At 74.5% G+C, this 17,601-nt stretch carries 13 protein-coding genes and 1 pseudogene; 1 reads left to right on the forward strand and 13 read right to left on the reverse strand.

Going from position 1 to position 17,601, the window contains the following annotated elements; all coding sequences use genetic code 11:
* Positions 1-204 precede the first annotated feature (204 nt).
* The 9 genes and pseudogenes from ACSMXW_RS02965 to fmt all read right to left on the reverse strand — a co-directional run.
* Positions 205-297 (reverse strand): annotated as a pseudogene (locus ACSMXW_RS02965) (carbon-nitrogen hydrolase); the annotation flags it as partial.
* 152 nt (positions 298-449) lie between these two features.
* Positions 450-905 carry an Lrp/AsnC family transcriptional regulator gene (locus ACSMXW_RS02970; protein WP_485803810.1) on the reverse strand — a complete coding sequence of 152 codons (456 nt, stop codon included), beginning with the start codon at positions 903-905 and terminating at the stop codon, positions 450-452.
* Positions 906-915: 10 nt separating this feature from the next.
* A complete protein-coding gene (locus ACSMXW_RS02975) occupies positions 916-2,466 on the reverse strand; it encodes an amino acid permease (RefSeq protein ID WP_485803812.1) in 1,551 nt (516 codons plus the stop codon).
* A 482-nt stretch (positions 2,467-2,948) separates the two neighbouring features.
* On the reverse strand, positions 2,949-4,415 hold the full coding sequence (locus tag ACSMXW_RS02980; protein ID WP_485803814.1) for a GuaB1 family IMP dehydrogenase-related protein: 1,467 nt from the start codon (positions 4,413-4,415) through the stop codon (positions 2,949-2,951).
* Positions 4,416-4,815: 400 nt separating this feature from the next.
* Positions 4,816-5,190 (reverse strand): barstar family protein, encoded by a 375-nt coding sequence (locus ACSMXW_RS02985; protein ID WP_485803815.1) that lies wholly within the window; start codon positions 5,188-5,190, stop codon positions 4,816-4,818.
* 46 nt (positions 5,191-5,236) lie between these two features.
* A complete protein-coding gene (locus tag ACSMXW_RS02990) occupies positions 5,237-6,253 on the reverse strand; it encodes a sugar-binding transcriptional regulator (RefSeq protein ID WP_485807745.1) in 1,017 nt (338 codons plus the stop codon).
* Between the two features lie 194 nt (positions 6,254-6,447).
* Positions 6,448-7,140, reverse strand: coding sequence for a ribulose-phosphate 3-epimerase (gene rpe / locus ACSMXW_RS02995; protein WP_485803817.1), 693 nt, complete (start codon positions 7,138-7,140; stop codon positions 6,448-6,450).
* A 368-nt stretch (positions 7,141-7,508) separates the two neighbouring features.
* Positions 7,509-8,969 carry an RsmB/NOP family class I SAM-dependent RNA methyltransferase gene (locus ACSMXW_RS03000; RefSeq protein WP_485803819.1) on the reverse strand — a complete coding sequence of 487 codons (1,461 nt, stop codon included), beginning with the start codon at positions 8,967-8,969 and terminating at the stop codon, positions 7,509-7,511.
* Between the two features lie 46 nt (positions 8,970-9,015).
* Complete coding sequence (gene fmt, locus ACSMXW_RS03005) at positions 9,016-9,960, reverse strand: methionyl-tRNA formyltransferase (RefSeq protein ID WP_485803821.1); 945 nt, start codon at positions 9,958-9,960, stop codon at positions 9,016-9,018.
* Between the two features lie 661 nt (positions 9,961-10,621).
* On the opposite strand from fmt, the gene ACSMXW_RS03010 reads away from it, so the two are divergent.
* Positions 10,622-11,161, forward strand: a complete 540-nt coding sequence (locus tag ACSMXW_RS03010; RefSeq protein ID WP_485803822.1) for a hypothetical protein — start codon at positions 10,622-10,624, stop codon at positions 11,159-11,161.
* A gap of 411 nt (positions 11,162-11,572) precedes the next feature.
* Here ACSMXW_RS03010 and ACSMXW_RS03015 read toward each other — a convergent pair whose 3' ends face one another.
* From ACSMXW_RS03015 to rpoZ, 4 genes are all read right to left on the reverse strand, one after another.
* On the reverse strand, positions 11,573-13,729 hold the full coding sequence (locus ACSMXW_RS03015; RefSeq protein ID WP_485803824.1) for a primosomal protein N': 2,157 nt from the start codon (positions 13,727-13,729) through the stop codon (positions 11,573-11,575).
* A gap of 204 nt (positions 13,730-13,933) precedes the next feature.
* Positions 13,934-15,154: a methionine adenosyltransferase gene (gene metK / locus ACSMXW_RS03020; RefSeq protein WP_485803826.1), complete on the reverse strand. Its 1,221-nt coding sequence runs from the start codon at positions 15,152-15,154 to the stop codon at positions 13,934-13,936.
* A gap of 591 nt (positions 15,155-15,745) precedes the next feature.
* Positions 15,746-16,948 carry a bifunctional phosphopantothenoylcysteine decarboxylase/phosphopantothenate--cysteine ligase CoaBC gene (gene coaBC / locus ACSMXW_RS03025; RefSeq protein ID WP_485803827.1) on the reverse strand — a complete coding sequence of 401 codons (1,203 nt, stop codon included), beginning with the start codon at positions 16,946-16,948 and terminating at the stop codon, positions 15,746-15,748.
* A 347-nt stretch (positions 16,949-17,295) separates the two neighbouring features.
* Positions 17,296-17,568 (reverse strand): DNA-directed RNA polymerase subunit omega, encoded by a 273-nt coding sequence (rpoZ, locus tag ACSMXW_RS03030; protein WP_485803829.1) that lies wholly within the window; start codon positions 17,566-17,568, stop codon positions 17,296-17,298.
* Positions 17,569-17,601 lie beyond the last annotated feature (33 nt).

The following is a 17,601-nucleotide window of genomic DNA, read 5'->3' on the forward strand; positions in this document are numbered from 1 at the left end:
CGCGGGCCGGAGCCGGCTCAGGGCGTGGCCCGGGACGGCGACCGGATCAGGCCGTGGCCGGGGCCGGCGGCCGGGTCAGGCCGTGTCACGGACCAAGGGGGCGTAACGGGCGGGGCGGCGGTCGCGCAGGGAGCGGGCGGCCTGGCGGGCCTCGGCGCGGAGCGCCGGGTCCACGGCTGCGCAGACCAGCTCCAGGGTGCGCCGGGCACGGGCCCGGCCGGCGGCCTCGTCCAGCTCCGCGAGGTGCGCGGCGGCCGATCCGGGCCGGCCGGAGCTCTGCAGCAGGGCGGGACGCAGCGCGGACATGGCGGACCTCACGAGGACGGGCAGGGACGGGGAACGCCTCGACGGTACGGCCGCCCGCGGAAGCGGGACAAGATCCGACTCTTGCGCATATCCAGCGCATTCATTGCGTCGACCGGGGCCTGAACGGCGATTCGTTGCGGCGGTCAGCCGGGCGCCCCCGACGAGAACCGCCTCAGCAGTGGCGACAGCACCAGCACGGACTTGGTGCGCTCCACGAAGGGCTCCCCCGCGATCCGCTCGAGCACCTGCTCGAAGTGCCGCATGTCCTCGGCGAAGACCTGCACCACCGCGTCGGCCTCACCGGTGACCGTGGACGCCGACACCACCTCCGGATACCGCTCCAGGCCCCGCTGGATCGCCTCCGGAGAGGTGTTGCTGCGGCAGTAGAGCTCGATGAACCCCTCGGTCTGCCAGCCCAGGGCGGCCGGGTCCACCCGTACGGTGAACCCGGTGATGGCGCCGGTGGTGCGCAGTCGGTCCACCCGCCGCTTCACGGCGGGCGCCGAGAGCCCGACGAGCTGGCCGATGTCGGCGTAGGAGCGGCGGGCGTCCTCGGCGAGGGCGTGCACGATGCGTTCGTCGAGATCGTTCAGTCGCACGGGCGGTGGGTCACTTCTCTGCTCGGTCCGGTCGGTCTGCCCAGGCCTGCTCGGGCTGCTCGGGGTGATCGGGCTGCTCGGGGCTCGGGCTCAGTGGAGCCGCTCGCGTCGCGAGGCGGGAACGGCGGTGGCCGTAGACGAAGTAGAACACGATCCCCGCGGCCATCCAGATCCCGAACACCACCCAGGTGACCCGGGACAGGCCGGACATCATCCAGACGCAGAAGGCGAAGCCGAGGACGGGCGGCAGCGGCGACAGCGGCACCCGGAAGGCGCGGGCCATCGCGGGCCTGGTGCGGCGCAGCACCACGACGGAGACGTTGACGAGCGCGAAGGCGAAGAGAGTGCCGATGCTGGTGGCGTCGGCGAGGCTGCCGAGCGGGACGGCCGCGGCCAGCGCACCGCAGAACAGTGAGACGATCACCGTGTTCGCGCGGGGCACACCGGTGCCGCGGTGGACGCGGGAGAAGACGCGGGGCACCAGGCCGTCCCGGGACATCGCGAAGAGGATGCGGGTCTGGCCGTAGAGCACGGTCAGCACCACGCTGGCGATGGCGACCACCGCGCCTCCGGCGAGCAGCGTGGCCCAGAACGACTGCCCGGTGACGTCTTTCATGATCGTGGCGAGCGTCGCCTCCGACCCGGCGAAGCTCCGCCAGGGCCGGGCGCCCACGGCCACCGCGGCCACCAGCACGTAGAGCGCTGTCACCACGACGAGCGAGAGCATGATCGCCCGGGGCAGGTCACGCTGGGCGTCCCTCGCCTCCTCGCCGGCGGTGGAGGCCGCGTCGAAGCCTATGTACGAGAAGAAGAGGGTGGCGCCGGCACCGCTCACCCCTGCCATGCCGAGCGGCATGAACGGCGTGTAGTCGCCGGACCGGACGCCGGCCACGCCTATGCCGCAGAACAGCAGCAGTGCGGCGATCTTCACCCCGACCATCACGGTGTTGACGCGCGCCGACTCCCGTGCCCCGCCGAGCAGGAAGGCCATCGCGAGCAGCACGACGGCGAGGGCGGGCAGGTTGAAGACACCGCCGTCGCCGGGCGGGGCGGAGAGCGCCTCGGGGAGGGTGACGCCGAGGGTGCCGTCGAGCAGCTCGTTGAGGTACTGGCCCCAGCCGACGGCGACGGCGGCGACCGACACCCCGTACTCAAGGATCAGGCACCAGCCGCAGATCCAGGCGACCAGTTCCCCGAGCGTTGCATACGCATACGAATACGAGGAGCCCGAGACGGGGATGGTGCCGGCCAGCTCGGCGTACGAGAGCGCGGAGAAGAAGGCCGTGAGACCGGCCGCCACGAAGGAGAGCGTGACGGCCGGGCCCGCCTCGGGCACGGCCTCGCCGAGCACCACGAAGATCCCCGTGCCCAGCGTGGCACCGACGCTGATCATGGTGAGCTGGGTCAGTCCGAGGGACCGCCGCAGGGTGCCGCCCGCACCCCGGCCACCCTCTGCGACCAGCAGCTCCACCGGTTTGCGGCGCATCATCCGGAGGTCGCGGGGCGTGGGCGGGGCACCGGGTCGGCGGGGGCTGAGCGTGGGGGCGCCGTGGTCGGGCACGCGCTGGCTCCTTGGTCACTGCGGGATCTGGCACGGTGGGCACCGGGGCGGCCTCACGTGCGGACCGCGCCGCGCCGCCGACACCCACCGCGCCGCGTACAGCGCATGACCTTACGAGCCGGGCCTTCCCGATCGTAATGCAGCAGCCTTGCGCATCGGCACAAGACCATTGCGCACGCCCCACCTCACGCGACCGTTCGTTGCGCGGTCCTGGATCGCGACCCTCAAAGGGGCCGCGAGGACCCGCGCGCCAAGCCACGACAGCCGGCGGCCCACCACAGCACCCCAGCCACCCCGAAGGACCGCGGGGTGCCGCGCACCGAGCCACGACGAAACCCGGGGCCCCTCACCGCCCGAAGGGACGCCTCCACCGCCCCCGCCACCGGCGGGTGGCAACGGCGCGCCGCCCTCACCGGCCGGCACTCACGGCCTCGGCCGCCGAGCGGCGAACGGCGGTCACGCCCCCGCCACCGCCAGGTGGCTCAGCTCCAGCTCGCGTGCAGAGGCTTACCCTCCGCATACCCCGCCGCACTCTGCACCCCCACGACCGCCCGCCCGGCGAACTCCTCCAGCGAGGCCGCACCGGCGTAGGTGCAGGCGGACCGCACCCCCGCGATGATCGAGTCGATCAGGTCCTCCACACCGGGGCGGGAGGGGTCCAGGTACATCCGGGAGGTGGAGATGCCCTCCTCGAACAGCCCCTTGCGCGCCCTGTCGTACGCCGACTCCTCCACGGTGCGGTTGCGCACCGCGCGGGCGGAGGCCATCCCGAACGACTCCTTGTAGAAGCGGCCGTCCGCGGCCTGCTGGAGGTCGCCGGGCGACTCGTGGGTCCCGGCGAACCAGGAACCGATCATGACGTTGGAGGCGCCGGCGGCGAGCGCCATGGCGACGTCGCGGGGATGCCGCACACCGCCGTCGGCCCACACGTGCTTGCCGTGCGCGCGTGCCTCGGTGGCGCACTCCAGGACGGCGGAGAACTGGGGGCGGCCCACGCCGGTCATCATCCGGGTGGTGCACATGGCGCCGGGGCCCACGCCCACCTTGACGATGTCCGCACCGGCCGCGATGAGGTCCCGCACTCCCTCGGCCGAGACGACGTTGCCGGCGACCAGCGGCACCTGAGGGTCGAGCGCCCGCACGGCCCTGAGGGCGTTCAGCATGGACTCCTGGTGGCCGTGTGCGGTGTCGACGACAAGGGTGTCCACACCGGCGTCCAGGAGCTGCTTGGCCTTGCCCGCGACATCGCCGTTGATGCCGACGGCGGCGGCGATCCGCAGCCGGCCGGACACGTCGGTGGCGGGGGTGTACAGGGTGGCCCGCAGGGCGCCCTTGCGGGTGAGGATGCCGGCGAGCCTGCCGTCCGCGTCCACGGCGGGGGCGAAGCGGCGGTTGGCCGCGTCCAGCTTGTTGAAGGCGGTGCGCGGGTCGATGTCGGCGGACACGAGCAGGAGGTCGCGGGACATCACCTCGGACAGCTGCGTGAAGCGGTCCACGCCGCTCAGGTCGGCGTCGGTGACGACGCCGACCGGCCGGTGCTCCTCGTCGACGACGACACCGGCGTCGTGGGAGCGCTTGGGCAGCAGGGCGAGGGCGTCGGCGACGGTCTGCGTGGGGCCGAGCACGATGGGCGTGTCCAACACGAGGTGGCGCTGCTTGACCCAGGAGGTGACGTCGGCGACCACCTCGATCGGGATGTCCTGCGGGATGACGGCGAGGCCGCCGCGGCGGGCGACCGTCTCGGCCATCCGGCGGCCCGCGATGGCGGTCATGTTGGCGACGACCAGGGGGATCGTGGTGCCGCTGCCGTCCGGCGAGGAGAGGTCGACGTCCTGCCGGGAGACGACCGAGGAGCGGTTCGGCACCATGAAGACGTCGTCGTAGGTCAGGTCGTAGGAGACCGGGGGCGAGGTCACGTGGCGGCCGGTGCCGGGCTCAAGGAAATGCATACGTCTCACATTTTCATGCGAAGCGACGCAGGCCACCCCGCGGACACAACAAAACACCCCCGCCGATACCTGGTCCGTGCGCGCACGGTACGGGGGCCTCACTGTCAGTGCCGGGGCAGAGAACCTGCCTTACATGGAGACATTACCCGAGCGCGAACATCCGGGCGAACCGCCTGCCGGGCGTCACCCGGGCAGCCGCGGCGGCCGCCGCACGGGCGGAACACGCGCACCCCACGAACCGCGGCCCGAGCCGGAACACGCACACCCCACCAACCGCGACCCGAGCCGGAACACGCACACCCCACCAACCGCGACCCGAGCCGGAACACGAGCGCCGCACGAGCCGGCCACGTGCGCCGCGCCGGCACCGCTCAGGCACCGTGCGGCAAGCCCGGCTGGGTCAGCCGCGGCCCCGTCCCGTCGCGCCCACGGTGAGCAGCACGGAGAAGCCCCCGGCGCGGCCGCTCCAGTGCGCCTCGGCCTCCGCGAACACCTCCTGGGCCGTGGCCCATTCGCCCGGCCGCGCCGCCGCGTACTCCTGCCAGCCGGAGACCAGCAGCAGCCGACCGGGGGCCGCGGGGAGCCAGGAGAGGTCCTTGAGGGCGTCGGCGAGCGCGTCCCAGTTGCGCCCGAACCAGTCCGGGGCGTCCAGCGCCCGGGCGCAGCGGTCCAGGAAGGCCGCCTTCTCCGTAACCCCGTCGAGCTCCAGGACGCTGCCGGTCCAGCCGGTGGTCCGCAGGGCCGCCAGGACCGGGGCGAACGGCGCGTCCGTCATCTGTCCACCACCTTCGGTGCGTGCCGCCGGGCCCGGCGGCCGCGGCTCACGCCGCGTGGCTGTCCGGGTCCGTGCGGTCCAGGGCCGGGTGCGGGGCGGGTCCCGTGGACATCAGGAAGTCGGCCGCGGTGGTGTCGGTGACCAGGCTGGTCACCAGGCCGGAGCGGAGCACCGCGTCGATGGCGGGGCCCTTGCGCTGGCCGCCGGCGATCGCGACGACCTCGGGGATGCGGCGCAGCCGGTCGGCCTCCACGGTGATGCACCGCTCCCCCAGGTCCCGTCCGACCCTGCGGCCCTCCGCGTCGAAGAGGTGCGCGGACATCTCCGCCGCGACGCCGAGCGAGGCGTAGTGCGAGCGCTCCTCCTCGCTGAGCATGTCGTGGACGGTGGAGATGCCCGCTTCCCAGGAGCCGATGGACACGCACGCCACGGTCACCTTGTCGAAGTACTCGAAGGCGCGGGCGATCCCGGTCTGGTGCCGCAACGCGTCCGCGGTGGCCGAGTCGGGCAGCAGCATCGGGGCGTAGATGGGGTGGGCCTCGCCGCCGGAGACCTGCGCGGCGCGCCGGACCGCCTCCACCGAGCCGCGCTCCGCCGTGCCCGCGTCGTACACGCCCGTGAGCTGCACCACCGTGCACGGCGGCAGCCGGTCCAGGGCGGCGGCCATGTGGATGGTGGACCTGCCCCAGGCCAGCCCCAGTACATCGCCCTCGGTGACCAGCTCGCCGAGCAGGTCGGCGGCGACCTCGCCGAGGTTCTCCGGGTCGGGGGTCTCGTGGGCCTCCGCCGGGGACTCGACGACGACCGCGTGCCGCAGGCCGTAGCGGGCGCGCAGCGCGTCCGAGCGCTCGGCGTCCAGCTCGGCGGGCACCCTGATCTCGATCCTCACCAGATCGCGTTCGAGGGCGGTCTCCAGGACCCGGGCCACCTTGAAGCGGCTCACGCCGAACTCCTCGGCGATCTGGATCTTGGACTTGCCCTCCAGATAGAAGCGGCGGGCCATGGCCGCCGCCTGTACCAGCTCCGCGGGTCCCATCCGCAGAGCAGGCCGACCCGCCGACATGCCGGACACGGCGATCTCCTCACTGCTCTTGTCGTCGTTCGCACTCGGATCCGCCGTTCATCCTTGCAGATCCCAGGGGGTGCCTCCCAGGCCCTTCGGGCTCTGGGGAAGGTCGACCGGCCCTGATGGCCGGCGTTCACGCGCCCTTGTCCCGGATGCCTTCCGGTGGTCGGGAGGCTCGGACGGGCGTGCGGTCACGCTCCGTGCGCCGGGGCCCACTCCGCGCCTGCCGTGGCGGTCCGGGCCTGGTCGCGCAGGGCGCGGACCGCGGCGGCCGGGTCGGCGGCGCCGTAGACCGCGGAACCGGCCACGAAGACGTCCGCGCCGGCCTCCGCGCACCGCTCGATGGTGCTCTCGGAGACCCCGCCGTCGACCTGCAGCCACATGTCGAGGCCGTGCTTGCCGATCAGCTGCCGGGTGCGGCGGATCTTCGGCAGCATGATGTCGAGGAACGCCTGCCCGCCGAAGCCCGGCTCGACCGTCATGATCAGCACCATGTCGAGTTCCGGAAGCAGGTCCTCGTAGGGCTCGATGGGGGTGGCGGGCTTGAGGGCCATGCCCACTCGGGCGCCCTTCGCCCTGATCTCGCGCGCCAGGCGGACCGGGGCCCCGGCGGCCTCCGCGTGGAACGTCACGGACGAGGCGCCCGCCTCCACGTACTGCGGGGCCCAGCGGTCGGCGTCCTCGATCATCAGGTGGCAGTCCAGCGGGGTGTCCGTGGCCCGGGCCAGGGACTCCACGACCGGGACACCGAGCGTGAGATTGGGGACGAAGTGGTTGTCCATGACGTCGACGTGGAGCCAGTCGGCGCCCTCCACCGCCCTTGCCTCGTCGGCGAGGCGCGCGAAGTCGGCGGACAGGATGCTGGGGTTGATCTGCGGGGCCATGCCCCAAGCCTGCCATGCCCCGCCCCGGCCGCCGCGCCCGGAGTCCGCCCGGGCGGCCGCGACGTCCGCCTCAACTCCCCAGCCCGTGCCGCGCGTCAGTCGGTTCTTCCCAAGAGTCCGTTCTGCGCGGCAGTCCGCCCCGCGTATCCGTTCTGCGCGTGCGCTCCGTGCGTCACTCCGTCCTGGCCCGCGGGCTCACTCCGTCTGTGCCTCCGCCGTGCGCCGCAGTGCGCCGTGCCTGACCGCGGCGCGCGGCAGTCCGTCGTGCGTGTGCGGTCTGCCCGGCAGCGCGCTCTGCCCATGAGCGTGGTTCCGCCCATCAGTCCGTTCTGCGCATCAGTCGTTCTGCGCATCAGTCGTTCTGTGCATCAGTCCGTTCTGCGCATCAGTGCCAGGTACATCGCGTCCGTGCCGTGCAGGTGCGGCCAGAGCTGGATGTCGGGGCCCTCGCCGAGCGACGGCACTCCGGGCATCAGCGGTCGCGCGTCGATGAGCCGGGCGCCGCCGTCCCGTTTGAGGACGTCGTCGACCACCGCCCTGGTCTCGGCCAGGTGCGGGGAGCAGGTCGCATAGGCGACCACGCCGCCGGGGCGCGCCGACGCGAGCGCCGAGCGCAGCAGTTCGCGCTGGAGCGGCGCGAAGCCGTCCAGGTCGTCGGGGCGGCGGCGCCAGCGGGCCTCGGGGCGGCGGCGCAGCGCGCCGAGGCCGGTGCAGGGCACGTCCACCAGCACCCGGTCGAAGCTGCCGGGCCGCCACGGCGGCCGGGTGCCGTCCGCGGTGACCACCTGGTACGGCCCGGGATTGCCGGACAGTGCCCGGGCCACCAGCCCCGCGCGGTGCGGCTGTTTCTCGGCGGCGACCAGGGTGGCGCCGCGCTGGGCCGCGAGACCGCCCAGCAGCGCCGCCTTGCCGCCGGGGCCCGCGCAGCCGTCCAGCCAGAGCCGGTCGGGGCCGTCGAGCGGGGCCGCCGCCAGGGCCGCGGCCACCAGCTGGCTGCCCTCGTCCTGCACCCCCGCGCGCCCTTCCCGGACGGCGTCGAGCGCGCCCGGCTCGCCGCCCTCGGTGAGCCGTACCGCGTACGGGGACCAACGGCCCGGATGCGCGGCCGGGGAGTCCAGTGCCGCCAGCAGCTCGTCGGTGGTGGCGCGGCCGGGGCGGGCGACGAGGGTCACCTCGGGCCGTTCGTTGTCGGCCGCGAGGAGTTCCTCGATGCCCGAGCGGCCGCCGCCCAGGGCGTCCCAGAGCGCCGAGACGATCCAGCGCGGGTGCGCGTGCACCACGGCGAGGTGGTCCTCGGGGTCGTCGTCGTACGGTGGTGCCACGCGGGCCAGCCAGCCGTCCAGGTCGTCCTGCGCGATCTTGCGCAGCACGGCGTTGACGAACTTGGCGCGCCCGTCACCGAGCACCACCCGGGCCAGCTCCACCGAGGCGGACACCGCGGCGTGCGTCGGGATCCGGGTGCCGAGGAGCTGGTGCGCGCCGAGGCTGAGCACGTCGAGCACCGGCGGGTCGACCTCGCGCAGCGGCCGGTCGACGCACTCCGCGATCACGGCGTCGTAGGTGCCCTGGCGGCGCAGGGTGCCGTACACCAGCTCGGTGGCGAGGGCCGCGTCGCGGCCGTCGAGTTCGCCCTTCTCACGGGCCCTGCGCAGCAGCGGGGGCAGGACGAGGTTGGCGTACGCGTCCCGCTCGTCGACCGCGCGCAGCGCCTCGAACGCGAGGATGCGGACGGGGTCCCTCTTGGGACGGCGGTACGGCTTGTGCTGCTTCCCCGTCCGGGGGCCGCCGGGTGCCCGGCGCCGGCCGGGCGGCTCGTGCTGGCTGGTCAAAAGTGCTCCGCTGATGTTCCTGAGCCGGGCAGGCTGCCCGTACCCTTCAGACTACGTCGCCGCCGCCCAGCCGTTCGCCCGGGGCGATGCGCACGCCGCGGGCCCAGTCGGCGCCGCGCATCGGCTTCTTGCCCTGCGCCTGCACCCACAGCAGCTCCACGGCGTGCGAGCCGGTGCCCGCCAGGACGTGGTTCTTGCCGGCGGCCAGCTCGCCCGGGGCCAGGTCGGTGCGGTCCCGCGCCGGCGCGACCTGCACCAGCTTCAGCCGTTCGCCGCGGAAGACGGTCCACGCGCCGGGCGCGGGCGTGCAGCCGCGGACCACGCGGTCGACGCGCAGTGCCGGTGCCGTCCAGTCCACCCGGGCGTCGTCGACCGTGACCTTGGGCGCGAGGGTGATGCCCTCGGCCGGCTGCGGCACCGCCTTGAGGGTGCCGTCCTCGATGCCGTCCATCGTGGCCACCAGCAGCCCGGCGCCGGCCAGGGCCAGCCGGGTGAGCAGGTCGCCGCTGGTGTCGGTGGGGCGGACCGCCTCGGTGACCGTGCCGTACACCGGGCCCGAGTCCAGGCCCTCCTCGATCTGGAAGGTGGAGGCGCCGGTGATCTCGTCGCCCGCCATGACGGCGTGCTGCACGGGCGCCGCGCCGCGCCAGGCCGGCAGCAGCGAGAAGTGCAGGTTGACCCAGCCGTGCGCCGGGATGTCCAGCGCCACCCGGGGCAGCAGCGCGCCGTAGGCCACCACGGGGCAGCAGTCCGGCGCGATCTCCCGCAGCCGGTCGAGGAACGCCTCGTCGCGCGGCTTCGCCGGCTTCAGGACCTCGATGCCGGCCTCCTCCGCGCGCTCCGCGACGGGGCTCGCGACCAGCCTGCGGCCGCGGCCCGCGGGCGCGTCGGGGCGGGTGACGACGGCGGCCACCTCGTGCCGCTCGGAGGCGATCAGGGCGTCCAGGGCGGGAACGGCGACCTCGGGGGTGCCTGCGAAGACGAGCTTCATCGGTGGCTGTCGGCCTCTCGGGCGGGAGCGTCGGGGCGTGCGCGTGCCGTGGCACGGGGGCGCACGGCAGCGCACCAGTCTAGGCCGCGTCCGGTCGCCGGGGTCCGCGGACGCCGTGACAACGACGTGGCTGTGACGGGCCACCACGACGTGGCTGTGACGGGCCACCAGGCGGAGGTCCTCCGGATCCCGTCCCCGGCCACCCGGCGATGGGGCGGGCCCGAGGGGAGCGCGGCCCGACAGCGTCGCAGCCCCACGGGGCCGGGAACTATGCGACCAACCACGACTCCCGCGGCGGGGCACCCGGCCAAGCCCCGGGCGGAGTCCCCGCGTCAGCGCCCGGCGTACCGGCCGCTGACGTCCGAGCACGCAGCTCTCCCCGGGGGCGGGGCGGAGCCCCACTGAGCACGCGGCTCCCCCCGGGGGCCGGGCGGAGCCCCAGGATCCGCTGACCGAGGGGGCGACGCACCCGGGGGCGCCGCCCCGGGGCTCGTCCGCGTGCGGTGCTCCAGGCGGACGCGCTGCGTGCGCGGTCGCATATGCCGCTGCGCCCCGTCACCGTGACCACACAGGGAGTGGCGCGTTGGTCAAGAGAGAGTTGACCAGATGGGCCGCGTACGCGGCCCGACCCGTTTTCGACGCCGGTTCGAGAGGCTTGTCCATGGCCGACCACGCAACCCACGACGCCCAGGCTCGCGCCAGCCTGCATCTGCTGGTGCGGGACATCGAGCGGGTCCGCCGGCAGGTGGACGCACTGCGCACCCTCACCGCCCAGTTGGGCAACGTATACCGCCCGCGGCGCTCGGGCCCCGCCACGGGCTTCGTCGTCTACGGCCGGGCGCCCGCCCCGACCGTCCGCCTCGCCCAGGAGCTCCGCGACAGCGTGGAGACCCTGGTCACGGCCGCGGTGGACTTCGACCGCTCACTGGGCTTCTCGTGGGACGCGGTGGGCTCCGCGCTCGGCGTCACCAAGCAGGCGGTGCACCGCCGCTACGGCGCCCGCCGCGCCGCGGCCCAGGCCGCCGCCGAGGCCGAGCGTGGCACCGACACCCAGGCCGCCGGGACGCATCCGCTCCCCCTCACCGGTGGGCTGCCCTCGGTCCCGGCCGCCCGCTCGATGCCCGGTCAGCCCACTCCCGGCGGCACCCCACTGCGCGATGAGCCCCGACCGGGTGCCTTCCCCGGTCCGCGGCACCCCTGAGGGACGCCGCGGACCGGCGGGGCTCCGTGGCGGCCGGCGCGGACCGGAGGCCGACTCGGGGCTGCTGCCCGGGGCCCGGCGGTACGACCCGGGAGCCGGCCGGGCCGGGGTGCCACGGGCTGGTTCCGGGGGCACGGCGGCACCGGCCGCGGATCGAGTAGGCCGGGGGCCCGGCGGTACGCCGTGGCCCGAGGCCGTCTTGGGCCACGGTTCCCGTCGCGCGGCCGGGCCCGACCCGGGCGTTGCGAATCGCTGCCAGCCGACGACACCGGACAGCCCACCGCCCACAGGCGACCCACCGCCCACAGGCGGCCCACCGGAAACGATCGCCCGCCGGAACGGGCGGCCCACCCGGGGCAACGGGCGGCCCCACCGGAGGCATACGGCACAGAGCCCCCAGCCCCGCACCCCTCAGCCGATGTCCGGCGGATCGATCCGCACCCACACCGGCTCCGCAGCCCCACGGGAGGACCTCGCCGAGCGGGCCGCCTGGGCCGACTTCAGCGCGGCGGCGAGCGCGGCGCCGCTGCCCTGGGGAACCCTGATCAGGGCACGCTCCCACTGCTCCCCTGGCGGCGGGGCGCCGGTCCGGCGGGGGCTTCCCGGGGGACTGACCGGCAGCAGCACCGGGCCGAGCACCTGTGCGTCACCCGGCAGCTCGACCTCGGCGAGAAAGCCGGCCACCGCGTCCGGCGGTCCGGTCACCGACGCCATCCGCGACACCGGAGGAAAGCCCAGCTCCTCCCGCTCCGTACGCTCCCGGACCGCGAACCCGACCGGGTCCCAGCGCACCAGGGCCTGCACCGGCAGCAGGGTGGGCTCCGCGACGACCACGACGGTGCCGCCCGCCTCCTCGCCCCGCACCAGCGCAGCCGCGGCGATCCAGCGGCGCAGCGCGTCCTCGCCGGCCCGCAGGTCGGGGCGGCCGAGCATCGTCCAGCCGTCCAGCAGCAGCGCGGCCGCGTAGCCGCCCTCGGCGACGGGCTCGGCGCCGGGCGTGCTGACCACGAGCGCCGGGCTGCCCGGGACGGTGTCCAGGACCTGTTCACGCCCGGAGGTCCGCACCGGCACCGAGGGGAACGCCCGGCCCAGTTCCTCGGCCGTCCGGCGCGCCCCCACCACCTGGGCACGGAGCCGGAAGGCGCCGCACTCCGTGCAGTGCCACGCGGGCTCGCCCCGGCCACACCAACCGCACCGCAGCGACCCGTCGGACGCCGCCTGAAGCGGTCCTGCGCACTGCGTGCAGCGGGCGGGAGTACGGCAGCGTTCACAGGCCAGCCGCGGCACGTACCCCCGCCGGGGCACCTGGACCAGCACCGGGCCGCTCGCCAGCCCCTCGCGGGCCGCCTGCCAGGCCAGGCTGGGCAGCCGGGCGGCGCGGGCCGCCTCGTCTCGGGCGAGGTCGGTGTCCTGCACCGTACGCACCAGGGGCGCGGCACGGCGGGCCTGCTCCCGGTCGGCGACCAGGGGCAGCGCCCAGCCGTTCTCGACGAGTTGCGCCGCCTCCACCGTGCAGCCCCAGGCGCCCAGCAGGAAGCCGCAGCCGCTGTGCGCGGCGCGCAGCAGCAGCACCTCGCGGGCGTGCGGCTGCGGGGCGTGCAGCTCGCTGTGGCTGTCGTCGCCGTCATCCCAGATGGCGACCAGGCCCAGGTCCCGCACGGGTGCGAACATCGCCGCCCGGGTGCCCACCACCGCACGCACCGAGCCGCGGCGCACGGCGAGCCACTGCGCATACCGCTTCTCCGGGCCCGCCTCCGCGGTCAGCACCGCATGACGACCCTCGCCGAGCAGGGCCGTCAGGGCGGCGTCCACCCGGGCCACGGCGCGCCAGTCGGGCACCACGACCAGGGCGCCCCGGCCCGAGGACAGCGTCGCCGCCACCGCGTGGGCCAGCGCATCGGCCCACTGCGGGCCCGGCAGGGCGTTCCACACGGCCCGTGGAGCACCGCCGGTGGCGAGCGCCTCGACAAAGGCGGGGCCGCGCGGATAACGCTCCCAGGGGCCCGCGTCGGGCACCGGGGGCGGCGGGGCGGGCTCGGGCGAGGGCCGGGACTCGGCGCGGGCGCTGCGCGGGGGGATGGCGAGCTGGAGCACGTCCGCGAGGCTGCCCGCGTAGCGGTCCGCGACGGTCCTGGCCAGGCCCAGCAACTCGGCGTCGAGCACGGGCTCCGGCGAGACGACCTGGGCGAGCGCCGCCAGCGGCCCCGAGTAGTCGGACTCGGCGACCCGCTCCACCAGGAAGCCGTCCACGAGCCCGCCGCCCTCACGGCGCCCGCCCTGCACCCGGCGGCCCCCGGCGCCGAACCGCACCCGCACCCGCACCCCCGGCTGCGCCTGCTCGTCCAGCTCCTTGGGGACCGCGTAGTCGAAGTACCGGTCGAGATGGAGCACGCCCTTGTCGACCGCCACCCGCGCCACCGGCAGCCGCTCCGCCAGCTCCGCCCCCCGCCAGGTCCGCGGCTTGGCCCGCGGTGTACCGGCCTTGCGCACGCTCTCCCGGATCAGCGCAAGCTGCTCCGGCGGCACGCCTCCCGCCGCACCGCCACCCTGCCCGTTGTCGCTGCTCACACCAGCATTCCTACCAGAGACCACCGACACTCCCCGGCCCTAACGAACCCCTCCCCCACCCGACCGGACGCCGGCCTCGGCGCCCGTCCCCGCGAGGCCCCGGCCGGGAGAGAACGGAGCCGGCCCGGCACCCCTTGAAGGGCTGCCGGGCCGGCTTGGGCCGATCGCACCGGGGCGCCGGGGCGCGTCCGGTGGGCGGGAGGGTTACAGGAGGCCCGCTGCCGAGCGGAGGGCGTCCACGCGGTCCGTGCGCTCCCAGGTGAAGTCGGGCAGCTCGCGGCCGAAGTGGCCGTACTTGGCCGTCTGGGCGTAGATCGGACGGAGCAGGTTCAGGTCCCGGATGATCGCGGCGGGGCGGAGGTCGAAGACCTCGCCGATCGCGGCCTCGATCTTCTCCGTGTCCACGGCGTTGGTGCCGAAGGTCTCGACGAAGAGGCCGACGGGCTCCGCCTTGCCGATGGCGTAGGCGACCTGGACCTCGCAGCGGGACGCGAGGCCCGCGGCGACCACGTTCTTGGCGACCCACCGCATCGCGTACGCCGCCGACCGGTCCACCTTGGACGGGTCCTTGCCGGAGAACGCACCGCCACCGTGCCGGGCCATGCCACCGTACGTGTCGATGATGATCTTGCGGCCGGTCAGGCCCGCGTCACCCATCGGGCCGCCGATCTCGAAGCGTCCCGTGGGGTTGACCAGCAGGCGGTAGCCGTCGGTGTCCAGCTTGATGCCGTCGTCGACGAGGGCCTTCAGCTCGGGCTCGACGACGAACTCGCGGATGTCGGGCGCGAGCAGCGACTCCAGGTCGATGTCGCTGGCGTGCTGCGAGGAGACCACGACGGTGTCGAGGCGGGTCGCCTTGTCGCCGTCGTACTCGATGGTGACCTGGGTCTTGCCGTCCGGTCGGAGGTAGGGAATGGTGCCGTTCTTGCGGACCTCCGAGAGGCGCTCGGAGAGGCGGTGCGCCAGGCGGATCGGCAGCGGCATCAGCTCGGGGGTCTCGTCGCAGGCGTAGCCGAACATCAGGCCCTGGTCACCGGCGCCCTGCCGGTCCAGCTCGTCGAGCTCGGCCTCGGCGCCCTCGACGCGCGTCTCGTACGCCGTGTCGACGCCCTGGGCGATGTCCGGGGACTGGGAGCCGATGGACACCGAGACGCCGCAGGAGGCGCCGTCGAAGCCCTTCTTCGACGAGTCGTAACCGATCTCCAGGATCTTCTCGCGCACCAGCTGGGCGATGGGTGCGTAGGCCTGGGTGGTGACCTCCCCGGCGACATGGACCTGGCCGGTGGTGATCAGGGTCTCGACGGCGACCCGGGAAGCCGGGTCCTCCCGCAGGAGCGCATCGAGGATGGTGTCGCTGATCTGGTCAGCGATCTTGTCGGGGTGACCTTCGGTGACGGACTCCGAGGTGAAGAGACGGCGGGACACATCGCTCCCTGGGGTTGCAGCGGCTGCTGGCTGATCTTTGTGGACGGGCCAGGGGCTGCGCCCGGCGGCGTCCGTGAACAGTTTATCGGGCAAAATCGCCCGCGGCCCGGGCGTCTCGCCACTTGGGCGGGCGCGCGCCGGTCGATCCGGACCACGATACGACGGCGGGGGCCGGGCGGGGTCACGCCACCCCGGATCGTTTTCGGGCGCATTGGTTCTACACAGCGTGTTCATTCGGTGTTTCGCCAGGTCACCGGCTGGGTGGCGGACCAGTGCGCCGGGGAGCGGGTGTGCACCACCCCTCCCCCGACTGCCACGTCCGGCCCGCCGGCCGACGGCGGTACCCCAGTGCCCGACAGGGCCGCTCCCCCCACCGGCGGGGCTTCCCCAGGCGCGCTGAAAGGGGCGCGGGGAACCGCGCGACCAGCTCCCACGTCGCCTGCGGCGGGCCACCGGCGCGAGCCCCCTTGCGGTCCTGCCCGGCCACCTGCCGGTGTTCCCCGCGCCCCTGCCGGGGCCGAGCGCACCCGCGAGGTGGAGCCGCACACGCGAGTGGAGCCGGGCAATGGCGCCCCCGCGCCGGGGCGCGGCTCAGCTGAGGCGGGCCGCCACCAGGTCCCAGACGACGTCGGCCAGGGCGCCCTTGGGACCCCGGGACACGGGAGTCTCGGTGCCGTCCGCGCCGAGGATCACCGCTTCGTTCTCCTCCGCACCGAAAGCCTTGCTCTCGCCCACCTCGTTGACGACGAGCAGGTCGCAGCCCTTGCGGCGGAGCTTGGCGCGGCCGTTCTCCAGGACGTCGTCCGTCTCCGCGGCGAAGCCGACGACGATCTGGCCGGGCCGGGGGCGGTCGGCGGAGAGTTCGGCGAGGATGTCGGGGTTGCGGACCAGCGCGACGGGCTCCGGGTCCCTGCCCTCCTCCTTCTTGATCTTCCCGGTGGCGTAGGCGGCGGGCCGGAAGTCGGCCACGGCGGCGGCCATCACCACGGCGTCGGCCTGGGCGGCCGCCTTCACCACGGCCTCGCGCATCTGGAGTGCGGTGCCGACGCGCACGACGTCCACCCCGGCCGGGTCGGGCAGGGCCGTGTTCGCGGCCACCAGGGTGACGCCCGCGCCGCGCGCCGCGGCGGCCCTGGCGAGGGCGTAGCCCTGCTTGCCGGAGGAGCGGTTGCCGAGGAAGCGCACCGGGTCGAGAGGCTCCCGGGTGCCGCCCGCGCTGACCACGACGTGCCGCCCGGCGAGGTCCGCAGGGCCCAGGCCGCGGGCGAGCACCCGACGGCAGAGCTCGAAGATCTCGGAGGGCTCGGGGAAGCGGCCCTTGCCGGTGTCCACACCGGTGAGGCGGCCCACGGCGGGCTCGATGACGACGGCTCCACGGCGGCGCAGTGTGGAGACGTTCTGCTGGGTGGCCGGGTGCTCCCACATCTCGGTGTGCATGGCGGGGACGAAGACGACGGGGCAGCGGGCGGTCAGGAGGGTGTTCGTCAGGAGGTCGTCGGCCAGGCCGTGGGCGGCCTTGGCGAGCAGGTCGGCGGTGGCGGGGGCGATCACCACCAGGTCGGCGGACTGGCCGATGCGGACGTGCGGGACCTCGTGGACGTCGGACCAGACCTCGGTGGCGACGGGGTTCCCGGAGAGCGCGGACCAGGTCGCGGCGCCCACGAACCGGAGCGCGGAGTCGGTCGGCACCACCCGCACCTCATGGCCCGACTCGGTCAGCCGGCGCAGCAGCTCGCACGCCTTGTAGGCGGCGACGCCGCCGCTGACCCCCAGAACCACCTTCGGCCTGTCCACCGTGCCTCCCCGCCTGCGTCCGGAGCCTCCTCCGGAGCCTTCGCGTCATCCGGGGCCTTCCCCCGGAACCGGATCGGAGCCTTCCGCGGGCTCCCGCCCGAGCCTCTCACCGGACCTTGACCGGATCCTTGCCCCCGATCTCACCCGGAGCATTCCTCCGGAACCCTACGGACCTCCGACATTCCCCATGACACACCACGGACCCCCGGTGACATCCACGGGGGTGACAGGCACGGGCCGAGGACACACCAGGGGCCCGGCAGCGGTGCTGCCGGGCCCCTGGTGTCACGGTGGAACCGCGGAACGTCACCACCCGGCCGCTCGCCGGCGGTGGCCCGCGGGCCGGGCTACTGGCCCGTGCCCTCGACGGACTCGGACGTCAGCAGGCCGGCGTTGATCTCGCGCAGGGCGATCGAGAGCGGCTTCTCGTGGACATGGGTGTCGACGAGGGGGCCGACGTACTCGAGGAGGCCCTCGCCGAGCTGCGAGTAGTACGCGTTGATCTGGCGGGCGCGCTTGGCCGCGTAGATCACGAGGCTGTACTTCGAGTCGGTGGCCTCGAGGAGCTCGTCGATCGGGGGGTTGATGATGCCCTCGGGCGCGGTGGTGGAAGAGGACACGCGCTACCTTCCGGAAGATGGGGAGATGATCAG

This window comes from Streptomyces sp. DSM 116793 (assembly GCF_057320905.1).

Coding starts and splice junctions, on each gene's coding strand:
- ACSMXW_RS02980 (WP_485803814.1), bottom strand. CDS start 4,415: ATGCATTTCCTTGAGCCCGGCACCGGCCGCCACGTGACCTCGCCCCCG.
- ACSMXW_RS02985 (WP_485803815.1), bottom strand. CDS start 5,190: ATGACGGACGCGCCGTTCGCCCCGGTCCTGGCGGCCCTGCGGACCACC.
- ACSMXW_RS02990 (WP_485807745.1), bottom strand. CDS start 6,253: ATGTCGGCGGGTCGGCCTGCTCTGCGGATGGGACCCGCGGAGCTGGTA.
- rpe (WP_485803817.1), bottom strand. CDS start 7,140: ATGGCCCCGCAGATCAACCCCAGCATCCTGTCCGCCGACTTCGCGCGC.
- fmt (WP_485803821.1), bottom strand. CDS start 9,960: ATGAAGCTCGTCTTCGCAGGCACCCCCGAGGTCGCCGTTCCCGCCCTG.
- ACSMXW_RS03010 (WP_485803822.1), top strand. CDS start 10,622: ATGGCCGACCACGCAACCCACGACGCCCAGGCTCGCGCCAGCCTGCAT.